This is a genomic window from Delftia sp. UME58, from assembly GCF_014170385.1.
Taxonomy (GTDB): domain Bacteria; phylum Pseudomonadota; class Gammaproteobacteria; order Burkholderiales; family Burkholderiaceae_C; genus Comamonas; species Comamonas acidovorans.
This window is the reverse complement of the sequence record NZ_LZZV01000071.1, coordinates 58,798-74,175: the sequence shown is the minus strand read 5'-3', so window position 1 is coordinate 74,175 and position 15,378 is coordinate 58,798. Positions and strand designations below refer to the sequence as shown.

General features: G+C 68.2%; 10 protein-coding genes. All 10 read right to left on the bottom strand.

Going from position 1 to position 15,378, the window contains the following annotated elements; genetic code table 11:
- On the bottom strand, positions 1–1,285 hold a 1,285-nt coding region (locus A9976_RS31765), incomplete at its 3' end, for an RHS repeat protein (protein WP_183020305.1).
- 262 nt (positions 1,286–1,547) lie between these two features.
- Positions 1,548–2,642 (bottom strand): AbrB family transcriptional regulator, encoded by a 1,095-nt coding sequence (locus A9976_RS19065; protein ID WP_183020304.1) that lies wholly within the window; start codon positions 2,640–2,642, stop codon positions 1,548–1,550.
- Positions 2,643–2,740: 98 nt separating this feature from the next.
- On the bottom strand, positions 2,741–3,319 hold the full coding sequence (locus A9976_RS19060; protein ID WP_183020303.1) for a hemerythrin domain-containing protein: 579 nt from the start codon (positions 3,317–3,319) through the stop codon (positions 2,741–2,743).
- Positions 3,316–6,909, bottom strand: a complete 3,594-nt coding sequence (locus tag A9976_RS19055) for an LAGLIDADG family homing endonuclease (protein WP_183020302.1) — start codon at positions 6,907–6,909, stop codon at positions 3,316–3,318. Before A9976_RS19055 ends, A9976_RS19060 begins: the two co-directional genes overlap by 4 nt.
- Before the next feature lie 55 nt (positions 6,910–6,964).
- Positions 6,965–7,642, bottom strand: a complete 678-nt coding sequence (locus A9976_RS19050; RefSeq protein WP_183020301.1) for a carbonic anhydrase — start codon at positions 7,640–7,642, stop codon at positions 6,965–6,967.
- 14 nt (positions 7,643–7,656) lie between these two features.
- Complete coding sequence (locus tag A9976_RS19045; RefSeq protein ID WP_183020300.1) at positions 7,657–8,478, bottom strand: peptidylprolyl isomerase; 822 nt, start codon at positions 8,476–8,478, stop codon at positions 7,657–7,659.
- A gap of 97 nt (positions 8,479–8,575) precedes the next feature.
- Complete coding sequence (gene narI / locus A9976_RS19040; RefSeq protein ID WP_183020299.1) at positions 8,576–9,313, bottom strand: respiratory nitrate reductase subunit gamma; 738 nt, start codon at positions 9,311–9,313, stop codon at positions 8,576–8,578.
- Positions 9,310–10,023, bottom strand: a complete 714-nt coding sequence (narJ, locus tag A9976_RS19035) for a nitrate reductase molybdenum cofactor assembly chaperone (RefSeq protein WP_183020298.1) — start codon at positions 10,021–10,023, stop codon at positions 9,310–9,312. The genes narI and narJ overlap by 4 nt, the downstream gene beginning before the upstream one ends.
- Before the next feature lie 11 nt (positions 10,024–10,034).
- The gene (gene narH, locus A9976_RS19030; protein WP_183020297.1) at positions 10,035–11,567 is read right to left on the bottom strand and encodes a nitrate reductase subunit beta; all 1,533 of its coding nucleotides are present in this window, start codon (positions 11,565–11,567) and stop codon (positions 10,035–10,037) included.
- A gap of 18 nt (positions 11,568–11,585) precedes the next feature.
- Complete coding sequence (locus tag A9976_RS19025; RefSeq protein WP_183020296.1) at positions 11,586–15,371, bottom strand: nitrate reductase subunit alpha; 3,786 nt, start codon at positions 15,369–15,371, stop codon at positions 11,586–11,588.
- Between the last annotated feature and the right edge of the window lie 7 nt (positions 15,372–15,378).

Genomic DNA, 15,378 nt, shown 5'->3' with positions numbered 1-15,378 from the left:
GCTTTGTCCTGAGGCCGCGTACAGGCTCGTATTCGTATTGGTCGAGGCTGCCATCGGGGTGGGCGATGCGCAGCGGCTGGTAGTTGTAGTCGTAGCTGGTGGTGGTGGTCAGGCCCCGTGCGTCGATGGCGCGGGTCTGGTAGTTGCCGTCCCACAGGGTTTTGGCTGCGGGCTTGCCGTTGAAGGTTCTCTCCAGTTCGTTGCCTTCACGGTCGTAGAGATAGACGGTGGTGTTGCCCCGGCAGTCCAGGTAGGTGACGAGGAACTGGCGTTTTTCTCGCAGGTATTGGTTCTTGCCGGTGGAGGCGCAGCCCTGGGCATCGAGTTTGCCGACGCGGCCACCGCCCCAGAGGTTGGCGAGTTTGCTGGTGGTGCCGCTGGTGCCCGTGGGGTCCAGGACCTTACCGGCGGCGCCCAGGGTGAGCAGCGGTGCGGGGGCGGGAATGCTTTGGCTGTACTGGACCGTGACCTGGGCGCCCAGGGGGTCGGTGCGGCTGGTGAGCTGGCCGTTGCCGTCGTAGGTGTAGCTCCAGCGCTGGCCCATAACGTCGGTGGCCTGGGTGAGCAGCTGGCCGCTCCATTGGTAGCTGACGCTGCGCCCGGCACGGTCTTCGATGCGGGTGATGAGGCCATTGGTCAGCGTGGCCGTGTAGACGGTGCCGCCATGGTGGTCCAGGATGCGGGCCCGCGTGGCGCTGTCGTAGGCAAAGCGCACGTTGATGCCGTTGGTGTTGGCGTAGCCCAGGATGCGGCCTTGTGCGTCGTAGTCGATGCTGTTGCCCAGGCGGTCGTACCAGCGCCACTGTGCCAGGGGGTTCTGGGCACTGCCGCCTTCAGGAAGGCGTTTGATGAAGACGGGCGCGTTGTTCTTGCCTTTGGCGATGTAGAGGTCGGCCTGGCCGCTGCGCTCGTACAGGACACCCGCGCGCTCGATGAGCCGGGCGTCACGGCCCAGGGGGTCGAGTTCAAAGTTCAAAGGCGCCCAGGCCGGGTTGAGCCACCAGCGGCCCTGGCTCCAGCTGCGCACGATGTCCAGCGGGCCGCCCAGGACCTGTACGCGCAGGTCGAGGTGGGTTTCGGTGTACTCGCCGTTGATCCAGCGCACCTGGGGTTCGCTGGCCTGGGTGGTGAGGGAGTAGCCGGGGTCGCCTGGGCGGGTGAAGGCCGAGGGGTTGGCGTAGTCCTGGGCCTGGGCTGTTTGGGCCATGACCGTGATGACCAGGGCGGCGACGAATGCCGTGGATATGCGCGGGCCGGCGCAGCGCCAGCGATGCCTGTCGAGCATGGTGTTCCCTCTCCCTCATGTTTGCCTTGTATGGAAACTGCATTGCACGGTTTTGTGGCAATGGGAGGAAAGGGGTGCAGTCTGAAAATTAAGAGGACTGGTCTGATTTTTGAGGATGGAGGTCAGTTCGCCCGTGCTGACCGCAAGGCCCTGAGCAACTGGTGCGCGCAATCTGCTGCAGCAAGGCAGACTGGGCACGGCAGCTTTCCAGCAGGCGTTACTCGTCCACGGTGCTGTCGTTTTCGCGGAGGTGGGCCCGGGCCTATGTCCAGTTCGACGCAGTCTGCCCGCGCGCCTCCACCCAGCGGAACAGCGGCGCCACCAGCAGCAGCACGGCGATCAGCCGGCAGACCTGGAAGGCCGTGACCACGGGCACGCCCAGCTGCAGCACCTTGGCCGTGATGGCCATCTCGGTGATGCCGCCGGGCGAGGTGCCCAGCAGCAGCGTGACCCAGGGCAGGTCCACGGCCAGGTGCAGCAGCCAGGCAAAGCCCGCGCAGATCGCCATGAGCCCCACGGTACCCACGGCCACGGAGCCCAGCCAGCGCGGCGCGGTGTGCAGGAACTCGCGCTTGAAGCGCACGCCCAGGCTGATGCCGATCACCAGCTGCGCCGCATTGACCAGGGCCTGGGGCACGGCCGACAGTTCCTGGCCGCACATGGTCAGCAGCATGGACACCAGCAGCGCGCCCAGGAACCAGGGGTTGGCCCGCCTGAGCCGGTCCATGGCCCAGGCGCCCAGGCCCGTGAGCACGGCCAGCAGCGCCAGCCCCGGCCATTCGACGATGCGGATGCTGGGCGGCGTCAGCCCCTCCAGCCCGTGCAGGCCGCTCCACTGCAGGGCAAACGGAATGCTCACGGTGACGATGACCAGGCGCAGGCTGTGGCTGGCCGCCACCAGGTCGGTGCGCGCGCTCTCGCGCTCGGCCAGCAGCGTCATCTCCGATGCCGCGCCGATGGCGCCCGCGAAGTAGGTGGTGGCGCGCATCTCGCCGGCCGGGATCTGCGGCATGCGCGGCGCATGCACGCGGTACAGCCAGGCGCCGAAGCCCCAGCCCAGCAGCAGCGCCCAGACGATGGCCACGGCAATCGCCCACCACAGCCCCGCGATCAACTGCACCACGGTCGGCGTGAAATACAGGCCCAGCGAGGCACCGATGATCCACTGCCCGCCGTTGCGCAGCCGGCCCGAGCTGGCTGTGGGCGCGCCCAGGATGGAGGCCAGCGAGGTGGCGATCAGCGGCCCCAGCATCCAGGGCAGCGGCGTGCGCAGCCACAGGCACAGCTGGGCGGCGGCAAAGGCGCCCAGCAGGGTCAGCGAAATGCGAAGCAGGGGAATGGGGCGGCGCGCGGACATGAGGGCGTGGGCTCGTGGGCGAAAGGCAGGGCAAGGCCGGAAGCCTGCGAGTATCGCCGCGCCTGCGCCCGCGCGCTGCAGGCGGCACTGCCGAAGCGCTACCGGCGCGACAGGTCTGCGCCGCGCCGCACGGCCATCTCACGGCCCATGGCCGCCTGCGTTGCCTCTGGCAGCAGGCCGCGCGCCTGCGGGTAGGCCAGCCGCTCTTCATTCTCGACATGGCTGGCATAGCAGGCCGCGAAGCGTTCGAACACCGCCTCGTCAGCCGCGCCAAAACCCTGGGACCGCCCCTCGGCCATGTCCAGCAGCGGCTGGCGCGCCAGTGCCCAGTCGGCGCTCATCAGGCCGTGCTCGCGCTGCAGGCGCTGCACCAGGGCCACGGTCTGCGCATCGCCCTGCTCCAGCAGCGGCGGGAAGACATGCAGCTCCTCATCCTCATGGTGCAGCGGCGCCGCCTGGTCGAAGTAGCGCAGGATATCGCGCGCCGCCTGGCGTGCGCTGTCGTCGCAACCTTTGGTCTGGAGATGCACGCGCAGCCGGTCCAGCAGCGCCAGCATGCGCAGCACGCGCTCGTGGCAGGCTTCGAGCATCTCGAAGGGCTGGTCGAAGCCCGTGCCGGGCGCGCGCCAGCCGGGCACGGCATCGCCCTGCGGGCGCGGGGCCACGGTAACTTTCACCCACAGCTCCCCAGATGGCCGCAGGCCGTGCAGTACTCGCAGCCGTCCTTGCGGATCACGGCATGGGCGCCGCATTCCTCGCATTTGCGGCCGGCCATGACCATGGGGTCGGTGGCCAGAGCTTCGGGCTCGGGCAGCGGCGACGGTGCGGGCGGCGCGCCGCTGCCGCGCCGGGACAGGATGTTCTGCACCGCATAGGCGATGGCGGCCACCTCGGAGTCATGCCACATGGGCACACGCGTGCCGTCGTCGCGCTGGTGGGTGCCCAGGCGCACGGGGCCCCGGTCCCAGGCCACCTTGCGCATGTCGCTGAGGGCGCGCTCCAGGAAGCCGCCGCGTGCAGCCAGCGACAGCAGGCGCATGCTGGATGTCACCCACTGCTGGGATTCGCCGCTCTGGCCCACGGGCATGAAGAATTCGATGGCGCGGTCCACCGTGCGGCCATCGGGCAGGACCACGGGCAGGAAGGAGACGACCAGGTACAGGCGCTTGGGGCCTTGCTGGGTCCAGTACTCGATCTTCTCGGCCACGGCATCCAGCGCGCCCTGCGGGCGGCTTTCTATCACGGTGCGCAGCGGGTCGGGTGCGGAAGCCGCTACCCCTGCCGGCGCGGGGGAGGCCGGCTTTTCAGCAGATTCGGGCGCATGGGTCTCGAGCACGGCGCCCAGGATCGTGTTGGGCCGGTAGGTGGCCAGGCCCTTGAGGCCGGCCTTCCAGGCCTGGCGGTACAGGTCCTTGAAGTCCTCGTAGGGATAGTCGGCGGCCACGTTGACGGTCTTGGAGATCGCCGTGTCCACGAAGGGCTGCACGGCCTGCATCATGGCGATGTGGCCGGCCGCAGGCATCTGCAGCGCGCTGACGAAGTAGTCGGGCAGCTGCTGCACGTCGCCGCCCAGCGAGCGGTACAGGCGCCAGGCATGGTCCTCGACAGCGTACTCGGCGCTGCCGCCATCGGCCGTGCGTTTCTTGCGCTTGTAGGTCCAGGAGAACGGCGGCTCTATGCCGTTGGAGGCGTTGTCGGCAAAGGCCAGGCTGACCGTGCCCGTGGGCGCGATGGACAGCAGGTGGCTGTTGCGTATGCCGTGCGTGCGTATGCGCTGGCGCAGCGCCTCGGGCAGGCGGCTGGCGAAGGTGCCTTCGGCCAGGTAGCCATCGGCGTCGAACTTGGGGAAGGCCCCCTTCTCGCGCGCCAGCTCCACCGAGGCGCCATAGGCCGCATCGCGCATGCGCTCGGCAATGCGCGCGGCCATGGCCCGGCCGTCGGGCGCGTCGTAGCGCAGGCGCAGCATGGCCAGCGCATTGCCCATGCCGGTGAAGCCCACGCCGATGCGCCGCTTGGCCTCGCTTTCCTCGCGCTGCTGCGGCAGCGGCCACCAGGTCAGCTCCAGCACGTTGTCCAGCGCACGCACCTGCACGGCCACGGCGCGCTCGAAGGCCTCGAAGTCGAACACAGGCTCGCCCGCGAAGCCGAACGGATGGCGCACGAAGCGCGTGAGGATGACGGGGCCGAGGTCGCAGCAGCCGTAGGAGGGAAGCGGCTGTTCGCCGCAGTTGTGCACATACAGGCCATTGGCGTCGAAGGCGTGGCAGTCTGCCACCGTGACGTCATAGACCATTTCCTCGCCGTCGCTCTCCAACGTCTGGACGGTGGCAGTGAAGCGCTCACGGTTCGGGGTGCGCCGGTACTGGGCCAGGGCCTGTTCCAGCCGTTCGGCCTTGTCGGTGTCCGCAAGGCCTATGCGGTCGGCGAAGATGCCAAGGTTGTCGCCGCTGATGACCAGTTCATGCTGTGCCTGGGTTGCATAGTCGCGCTGGCCGCCTTTGCCGTCGGGCATGGTGCGCAGTTGGGCTGGCCGACGGTTCTCATAAATCGTCGACGCCATGCCCTGGCGCTGCAGCATGCGCTGCACGGTACGCAGCAACTCAGAATCGCTCTGGGACAGGCGCAGGCTCACGCCCTTGCCCTGTGTGCCCTGGACCGATCCATCGGCATCAAACAGGCCGCGCAGCAGCCCTGCGGAGAATGCAGAAGAGGCCGCTTCCATGGACTTGGTGATGCACTTGCGCCCTGGCTCCATCCCCATGCCAAGCGCCAGATCGCGCAATGCGGCACTGGCCATGCGCGCCTCGCCACGTCCCGCCACTGGCCGCTGGAATCCACGGAAATCCGCGCGGTGGCGCAAGCTGGCCGCTGCAGCCTCAGCGGCCTGCATGATGCCTGCCGCGCCCGTGGCGGCATAGGCCACCGCACTGCTGGCGTTGCCTGCGACCTGGCGCAGCTCGGGCGCCCATACGCTGATCACGGCCTTGTCGGCCTTGAGGGTTCCATCGCCTATCAGCAGGCCCAACAGGTAGCCTTCGGCCTCGGTGCCCTGCCCATCCCAGCCTTGAAACGCACGGTGGTTGTGCAGAAGTACCTCGTCGCCTGCCTGCAGTTGGGCGGCCGGAGTCCATTCAGCCTGCAACGCATAGCGCGTGCGGCGAGCGACACGCCGCACCAGATGGTCTGCGGTCAGGCGCAGCACCTGGCCCTCGCGTGTGGTCAGCCGCAGCACCGGCTTGCGGCCGGTGGCAAAGAAGCCCGCACTTTCGGTGGCGTAAACCTGGCCGTCGACCACGGCGCCAAATGTCTTTCCGACAAGGTCTGCAACCTGGGCTGGCCCCAACTCGGTGAGTACCCAGGTATCTGCCGTGACGCAAGGATTCGTCGCCGCGATCTCCTCGCAGTAGCGCAGGTTGTTGTCGTCGTTGATGTGGTCCAGGAAGAGGATGCCGGGCTCGGCGAAGTCGTAGGCCGAGCGCATGATGGTGTCCCACAGCGTGCGGGCGGGCAGGGTCTGGTAGACCCACTGGCCGTCGGCGCGCTGGTGGGCACCCTGCTCCAGCAGGGCGGTGCCGGGGCGGGCGCGGTGCACCAGGTGCCAGGGCTGGTCTTCGGCCACGGCCTGCATGAAGGCGTCGCTGACGCCGACCGAGACGTTGAAGTTGTTCCAGCGGCCCGGCGTGCGCTTGGCGGTGATGAATTCGAGCACGTCGGGATGGTCGATGCGCAGCACGCCCATCTGGGCGCCGCGCCGCGCACCCGCGCTTTCCACGGTGGCGCAGGACTGGTCGAAGACGTTGATGTAGCTGCACGGGCCCGAGGCCAGCGAGGCGGTGGCGCGCACCTCGGCGCCGCGCGGGCGGATGCGCGAGAAGTCGTAGCCCACGCCGCCGCCACGGCGCATGGTTTCGGCGGCTTCGCGCAGGGCTTCGTAGATGCCGGGGTAGCCGCCGTCGTCCACGCCCTGGATGCAGTCGCCCACGGGCTGCACGAAGCAGTTGATCAGCGTGGCCTGCAGGTCGGTGCCGGCCGCGCTCATGATGCGCCCTGCGCCTATGGCGCCGGCCTGCAGGTTGGCCAGGAACAGGGCCTCGCATTCGGCGCGGCGCGCTTCGGGCTCGACCGAGGCCAGGGCGCGGGCCACGCGGGCGTAAAGCTCGCCCACGCCGGTCTCGCCGTCCTTGAGGTATTTCTCGCGCAGCACATCGAGGCTGATGGGCTGCAGATCCGCCGCGTCCTGTGCGCGGCCCAGGTTTTCGCGATGCATTGGCATGGCTCCCGTGTTGACTTGCCTGCCGCCGTCCCTGGCACTTGCTCGGGCCTCAGTCGACAAGCACTTGTCCATCATGCTCCACGTAGGGCGGGTACGGCCCGGTGCCGCTGTGCGGAGCTTGAGATGCCGCAACAAAGCGGCCGGTCTGGACATCGAAGACGTGGACTTCGCCGTCCTCGATGACATAGTGCCAGCCGTGCAGGCTGAGCTGGTGCGTCTCTACCCGCGATCTCACCATGGGATAGTCCATCAAGCGTTCGAGCTGCAGCACGACGGCGCGCTGCTCGGTGCGGCGCAGCGCCTCGGGGCCGGCCTGCACGGGCAGCACGGCCTCGCGGCCCAGGTCCAGCCAGCGCTGCAGGTTGCGCGCCTCGGGCGAGACTTCTCCATACAGGGCCTTGATGGCTCCGCAGTGGCTGTGGCCGCAGACCACGATGCGGCTGACCTGCAGGTTGAGCACGGCGAATTCGATGGCCGCCGCCGTGCCGTGGTGGCCGTGCGATCCGTCGTACGGCGGCACGAAGGCGCCCACGTTGCGCACCAGGAACAGCTCGCCCGGCGGCGCCCCCGTGAGCAGGTAGGGCACGAGGCGCGAGTCCGAGCAGCCGATGAACAGCGTGGTCGGATGCTGGCCCTCTTCGACCAGGGTGCGGAACTGCGCGCGGTACTGCGGGAAGGCGTGCTCGTGGAAGCGCCGCAGGCGCAGCAGCAGTTCATCGTCGGGCATGGGCACTTCCCCGGCTATTGCACCAGCGGCGAGTCGGCCGCAGCGATGCGCACGCCCACCACCTCGCACTGGCCGGCCAGCAGTTGCAGGTACTGGTGGAGCGCGCTCACCCAGGTCTGCTGGTGCAGGGCCTGGGCGACGGCCGGGCGTGCCTGCTGCCAGTCGGGCAGAACGCCCGCCTCGCGCGCGCAGACCTCGACCACATGCAGGCCGAAGCGGCTGTGCACCAGGCGCGGCAGCACGCCGATTTCCTGCGAGGCAAAGACATCGCGCGCGAATTCGGGCGCGCAGTCGCTGCGGCCCAGCCAGCCCAGTTCGCCGCCATGCTGGCCGCTGGGGCAGTTGGACCATTGGCGCGCAGCCTCGGCAAAGCGCAGGCCGCCGTCGTCGGCGCAGCGCAGCTCGATCAGCAGGGCCTCGGCCCGCTGGGTGAGGGCACGCACGTCCACGCCGGGCGTGACGGCAAACAGCACGTGGCGCAGGCGCACGCGCTCGCCCTGGGCGAAGCGCGCGGGGTTGGCATCGAAGTGGCGGCGGCAGGCATCCTCGCCGGGCTCGGGCAGGTGCAGCGATTGCTCCAGCAGCTGCTCTATGGCCTGGGAGGCGCGCTCGCTGATGACGCCGTCGTCGCCGGCCGCATCATCGGCGCCCAGCAGGCCTTCGCGCTGGGCCGCCTGGCGCAGCAGCTCGGTGCAGGCGCGCTGGCGCAGTTCGCGCTCGGGCGGGCGCTGTCCGGGTGCGTGCAGCGGCGTGTTGTTGATGCGGGCCACCTCGGCACCGGCCTCGCCCACGGGCTGGAAGGCCGGCACTTCGGGAATCGCCGGGAGATCCCCCATCGGGGCAGAAGAAGTAGAAGAAGAAGAAGGGGTTGAAGACGCGCAGCCGCAGTGGCCGCCGCCCGATCCGTTGCATCCATGTTCCATGTCGATCTCCTCAATGGCCGGGCTTGGCGTCACGGCGTGCCGACGATGCAGGCAGGCCCAGGCGGCGCGAGCGCACCAGCTGGTAGGGGCGCAGCAGGTAGGCCAGGGTGCCGAAGCCGCTCCAGACGTGGACCAGGCGCGTGAACGGAAAGACCAGGAAGATGCTCATGCCCAGGAACATGTGGGCCTTGAACACCCAGCCGGCCTCGGCCAGCAGTTCGGCCGCGCCGCCACGGAAGGTGACGATGCGCTGCGCCCATTCGGCCAGGGCCATCATCATGGAGCCGTCCATGTGCTTTGCAGACAGCGGGATGGTGGCCAGGCCCAGCAGCAGCTGCAGCCACAGCAGCCAGAGGATGGCGATGTCGCTGAACCTGGAGTTGGCGCGGATGCGCACGTCCGACAGCCGGCGGTGCAGCAAGATGGTGAGGCCGATGAAGCCCAGCGTGCCCGCGATGCCGCCGCTGACCATGGCCAGCAGTTGCTTGGCGCCTGCGGCCATGAAGGGCTCGTAGACGAAGTGCGGCGTGAGCATGCCCACGGTGTGGCCGAAGAACAGGAACAGCACGCCGATGTGGAACAGGTTGCTGCCCCAGCGCAGGCTGCCGCTGCGCAGCAGCTGCGATGAGTCGCTCTTCCAGGTGTACTGGTCGCGGTCGAAGCGCAGCCAGCTGGCTATGAAGAACACGGCCAGGCAGATGTAGGGGTAGAGGCCGAACAGCAGGTGGTCTATCCAGGAGGGGGTCATGTCAGGCTCCTTTGGCGGGGTCCTTGGGCTTGGGGCGCCGCAGTGCGGCGCACGAAATGCACGGGCTGCTCGGCGCCGGGACGGGATTTGCCCTGGCTGCTGCAGCCGTCGAAGGCGGCGGGTTCGGCCCAGGCCTCGTCCATGGCGGGCTCGGGGCGGATTTCCACGCGCTCGGCCCTGTGGCCGGTGATCTCCAGTACGGCCGCGATCACGCTGGCGTAGGGACTGTCGCGCCGCGCCAGCGCCGTGAACAGGGCGTTGAGGATGTGGGCCATCTCGCCCAGGAATTCACGGGCGATGGCCGGCGGCTGGGTGGAGGCGAACTCCAGCACCACGGCCAGGTGGTCGGGCAGCTCGTCGGCCTCGAAGGCCAGGCCCGCGTGCTCGTAGGTCTGCTGCAGGTCGATCAGCGCCGGGCCCCGGTCGGCCGAGTCGCCGTGCACATGCTCGAACAGGTGCAGCGAGGTCTGGTGGCCCCGATCGAAGGTGTCCACGTAGCGGGCCTCGGCCTCGAAGGGGTCCATGGCCTGCAGTTGCTCGGCCAGCTGCTGCAACTCGCGCAGCCGCGCGGGCGCCACGGATTGCTCCAGGCGCAGGGCGTCGATCAGGCCCGGCAGCAGGGCGCGCAGCTCGGCGCCGGGGTAGCCGATGAGGCAGGCCAGTGCGCGCAGCGTCAGGCGCACGGGGGTGGAGGTGTTGTGATTGAACATGGCGGCAGTCCTCACATTTGCGCGCGGATGGGGATGGTGCGCGGCTTCTTGCCGCCGAACAGGCTGGTGTCGGTGCTGCCGTCGGAGCAGCCGTTGCCGAACGAGAAGCCGCAGCCGCCGCGCAAATCGAACGCGCTTTCGGCGTATTCGCGGTGGGCCGAGGGGATGACGAAGCGGTCCTCGTAGTTGGCGATCGCCATGGTCTGGTACATGTCCTCGACCTCGTGCACCGTCAGTCCCGCGTACTGGAGCACGGCCAGGTTCTGTTCCTGGTCCACGTGCTTGCTGCGCTGGTAGGCGCGCATGGCCAGCATGCGCTCCAGCGCGCGCACCACGGGCGTGGTGTCGCCGGCGGTGAGCAGGTTGGCCAGGTACTGCACGGGGATGCGCAGTTGCGAGACATCGGGCAGGTCGCCATTGATGGTGCTGCGACCTATGTGCCCGGCGTTCGCCGCCGAGGTGATGGGCGACAGCGGCGGCACATACCAGACCATGGGCAGGGTGCGGTACTCGGGGTGCAGCGGCAGGGCCACCTTCCAGTCCACGGCCATCTTGTAGACGGGGCTGGACTGGGCGGCCTCGATCCAGGCGTCGGGGATGCCGTCGATGCGGGCCTGGCGGATGACCTCGGGGTCGTTGGGGTCCAGGAAGATGTCCAGCTGCGCCTGGTAGAGGTCGCGGTCGCGCTCCACGCTGGCCGCTTCCTCGATGCGGTCGGCGTCGTACAGCAGCACGCCCAGGTAGCGGATGCGGCCCACGCAGGTTTCGGAGCAGACGGTGGGCTGGCCGGCCTCGATGCGCGGGTAGCAGAAGATGCATTTTTCGGCCTTGCCGCTTTGCCAGTTGTAGTAGATCTTCTTGTAGGGGCAGCCCGAGACGCACATGCGCCAGCCGCGGCACTTGTCCTGGTCGATGAGGACGATGCCGTCCTCCTCGCGCTTGTAGATCGAGCCCGAGGGGCAGGACGCCACGCAGGCCGGGTTCAGGCAGTGCTCGCACAGGCGCGGCAGGTACATCATGAAGGTGTTCTCGAACTGGCCGTAGATGTCCTTCTGGATCTGCTCGAAGTTCACGTCATGGCTGCGCTTGCTGAATTCGCCGCCCAGGATTTCCTCCCAGTTCGGACCCCATTCGATCTTCTCCATGCGCTGGCCCGAGATCAGGCTGCGCGCGCGCGCCGTGGGCGCGGCCTTGCTTTCCCTGGCCGACTGCAGGTGCTCGTAGTCGTAGGTGAAGGGTTCGTAATAGTCGTCGATCTGGGGCAGGTTGGGGTTGGCGAAGATGCGCATCAACAGGCTCCACTTGCCGCCCTGGCGGGGCGCGATGGAGCCGTCCGTGCGGCGCATCCAGCCGCCGTTCCACTTGGCCTGGTTTTCCCACTCGCGCGGGTAGCCGATGCCGGGCTTGGTCTCGACGTTGTTGAACCAGGCGTATTCGACGCCGGGGCGGCTGGTCCAGACGTTCTTGCAGGTGACGGAGCAGGTGTGGCAGCCGATGCACTTGTCCAGGTTCAGCACCATGCCGATCTGTGCGCGGATTTTCATCGTGTTTCTCCTTGTTGTTCAGGCATGGGCGGCTGCGCCGGCCTCGGCTTCGTCGTCAAGCCAATCTATGCGGCGCATCTTTCGGACCAGGACGAACTCGTCACGGTTGGTGCCGATGGTTCCGTAGTAGTTGAAGCCGTAGCTGTACTGCGCGTAGCCGCCGATCATGTGGGTGGGCTTGAGCACGATGCGCGTGACCGAGTTGTGGATGCCGCCGCGCGTGCCGGTGATCTCCGAGCCCGGCGTGTTGATGGTCTTCTCCTGCGCGTGGTACATCATCACCATGCCCGGCTTGACGCGCTGGCTGACCACGGCCCGCGCCGCGATGGCGCCGTTGGCGTTGTACAGCTCCACCCAGTCGTTGTCGGCGATGCCGGCGCTCTTGGCGTCGTCCTCGCTGAGCCAGACGATGGGGCCGCCACGCGCCAGCGTGAGCATCATCAGGTTGTCGCCATAGGTGGAGTGGATGCCCCACTTCTGGTGCGGCGTGATGAAGTTCAGCGCGATCTCGGGATGGCCGTTGGGCTTTTGGCCCTGCACTTCCTGCAGCGCCTTCATGTGCACGGGCGGGCGGTAGCTGACGAAACCTTCGCCGAAGTCGCGCATCCACGGATGGTCCTGGTAGAACTGCTGGCGGCCGGTGAGGGTGCGCCATGGGATCAGCTCATGCACGTTGGTGTAGCAGGCGTTGTAGCTGACCTTCTCGCTTTCCAGGCCCGACCAGGTGGGCGAGCTGATGATCTTGCGCGGCTGGGCCTGGATGTCGCGAAAGCGGATCTTCTCGTCCTCGCGGTGCAGGGCCAGGTGGGCGTGCTCGCGCCCCGTCTGCTTCGACAGCGCCTCCCAGGCCTTGACGGCCACGTGGCCGTTGGTCTCGGGCGCCAGCATCATCACCACCTCGGTGGCGTCGATGTCGGTGACGATGCGCGGGCGGCCCTGGCTCACGCCTTCCTCGCGCACCAGGCCGTTGAGCTCGCCCAGCTGCTCCACCTCGGTCTGGGTGTTCCAGCCGATGCCCTTGCCGCCGTTGCCCAGCCTGTCCATCAGCGGGCCCAGGGCCGTGAAGCGCTTGTAGAGGTTGGGATAGTCGCGCTCGACCACGGCAATCTGCGGCGCGGTCTTGCCGGGGATCAGGGCGCACTCGCCCTTCTTCCAGTCGCGCACGCCATCGGGCTGGGCCAGCTCGGCGGGGGTGTCGTGCATCAGCGGCGTGAGCACCACGTCCTTTTCAACACCCAGGTGGCCCACGCAGACCTCGCTGAAGGACTTGGCGAAGCCCTTGTAGATCTCCCAGTCGCTCCTGGCCTGCCAGGCCGGGTCCACGGCCGCCGACAGCGGATGGATGAAGGGGTGCATGTCGCTGGTGTTGAGGTCATTCTTCTCGTACCAGGTGGCCGTGGGCAGGACGATGTCCGAGTACAGGCAGGTGGTGCTCATGCGGAAGTCCAGCGTGACCAGCAGGTCCAGCTTGCCTTCGGGCGCCTTGTCGTGCCAGCGCACTTCCTGCGGCTTGGCTTCATCGTGGCCTAGGTCTTTTCCTTGCACGCCATGGGTGGTGCCCAGCAGGTGCTTGAGGAAATACTCATGGCCCTTGCCCGAGCTGCCCAGGATGTTGGAGCGCCACACGAACATGTTGCGCGGCCAGTTGGCCGGGTGGTCGGGGTCCTCGCAGCTCATGGACAGCGAGCCGTCCTGCAGGGACTGCACCACGTGGTCCTTCACGTCCAGGCCCTGGGCCTGGGCGTCGCGCACCAGCTGCAGCGGGTTGGCCTGCAGCTGCGGCGCGCTGGGCAGCCAGCCCATGCGCTCGGCGCGCACGTTGTAGTCGATCATGGCGCCGCCGTACTGGCTGCGGTCGGCCAGCGGGGACAGCACCTCTTCCACGCCCAGCTTCTCGTAGCGCCACTGGTCGGTGTGGGCGTAGAAGAAGCTGGTGGAGTTCATCTGGCGCGGCGGGCGCAGCCAGTCCAGCGCAAAGGCCAGCGCGGTCCAGCCGGTCTGCGGGCGCAGCTTTTCCTGGCCCACGTAGTGCGCCCAGCCGCCGCCGCTCTGGCCTATGCAGCCGCACAGCATCAGCATGTTGATGATGCCGCGGTAGTTCATGTCGCAGTGGTACCAGTGGTTCATGGCCGCGCCGATGATGACCATGGACTTGCCGCGCGTCTTCTCGGCGTTGTCGGCGAACTGGCGCGCAATGGCGATCACCTGGTCACGCGGCACGCCGGTGATCTTTTCCTGCCAGGCCGGGGTGTAGGGCGCATCGGCGTCATAGCCGCCATCAGCGCCCTCGCCGTCCAGGCCGCGGTGGATGCCGTAGTTGCCCGCCAGCAGGTCGAACACGGTGGCCACGATGGCCTCCTCGCCGTCCAGCACCATGCGCGAGACGGGCACGCGGCGCAGCAGCACATCCGTGCCCTGCTCGTTGGCGTCGAAGCCCGGCGACTGCAGGCCGCCGAAGTAGGGGAAGGCCACGTCGGCCACTTCACTGTCCACGCCCTGGCCGTCCAGCACCGAGAGCTTGAGCTGCACGTCGTTGCCCGTGCGCGCCTCCTTGGATTCGAGGTTCCACAGGCCCTCGTCGGCGCGGCCGGCCTCGCCCCAGCGAAAGCCGATGGAGCCGTTGGGCAGGGCCACGCCGCCGTCCTCGCCGTAGGCCACGGTCTTCCATTCGGGGTTGCTGTCCTGGCCCAGGTGGCCGTCGAAGTCGCTGGCGCGCACATAGCGCTCGGGCACCAGGGCCGTGCGGCCGTCGGGCAGTTGCTGGCGCTTGAGGCGGATCAGCAGCGGCAGGTCGGTGTAGCGGCGCGCATAGTCCTCGAAATAGGCCGGGCGGCCGCGCTCGCCGAAGTAGAACTCCTTGAGGATGACGTGGCCCATGGCCATGGCCACGGCGGCATCCGTGCCCTGCTTGGGGTGCATCCACAGGTCGGCCAGCTTGGCGACCTCGGAGTAGTCGGGCGTGACGGCCACCACCTTGGCGCCCTTGTAGCGGACCTCGGTGAAGAAGTGGGCGTCGGGGGTGCGCGTCTGGGGCACGTTGGAGCCCCAGGCGATGATGAAGTTGGAGTTGTACCAGTCGGCGCTCTCGGGCACGTCGGTCTGCTCGCCCCAGGTCTGGGGGCTGGCCGGCGGCAGGTCGCAGTACCAGTCGTAGAAGCTCATGCACACGCCGCCGATCAGGCTCAGGTAGCGGCTGCCTGCGGCATACGAGATCATGGACATGGCCGGAATCGGCGAGAAGCCGATGATGCGGTCCGGCCCGTGCTTCTTGATGGTGTAGACGTTGGCCGCCGCGATCATGCGGTTGACCTCGTCCCAGCTGCTGCGCACGAAGCCGCCCAGGCCGCGCTGCTTTTGCCACTCGCTGCGCGCATCCGCGTTCTCGACGATGGCGGCCCAGGCATCGACCGGGCTCCTGGCCACGGCCAGGGCGGCACGCCAGTGCTTGAGCAGCCGGCCGCGCACCATGGGGTACTTGACGCGGTTGGCGCTGTACAGGTACCAGCTGTAGCTGGCGCCGCGCGCGCAGCCGCGCGGCTCGTGGTTGGGCAGGTCGGCGCGCGTGCGCGGGTAGTCGGTCTGCTGGGTCTCCCAGGTCACGATGCCGCCCTTGACGTAGATCTTCCACGAGCACGAGCCCGTGCAGTTCACGCCGTGCGTGGAGCGCACCACCTTGTCATGCGCCCAGCGGTCGCGGTAGGCATCTTCCCAGGTGCGGTCCTCGCCCGTCACCTGGCCATGGCCGTTGGAGAATTCCTGCCGGGGCAGGGAGAAGTAGGAAAGCTTGTCCAGAAAATGGCTCATCGCGGGA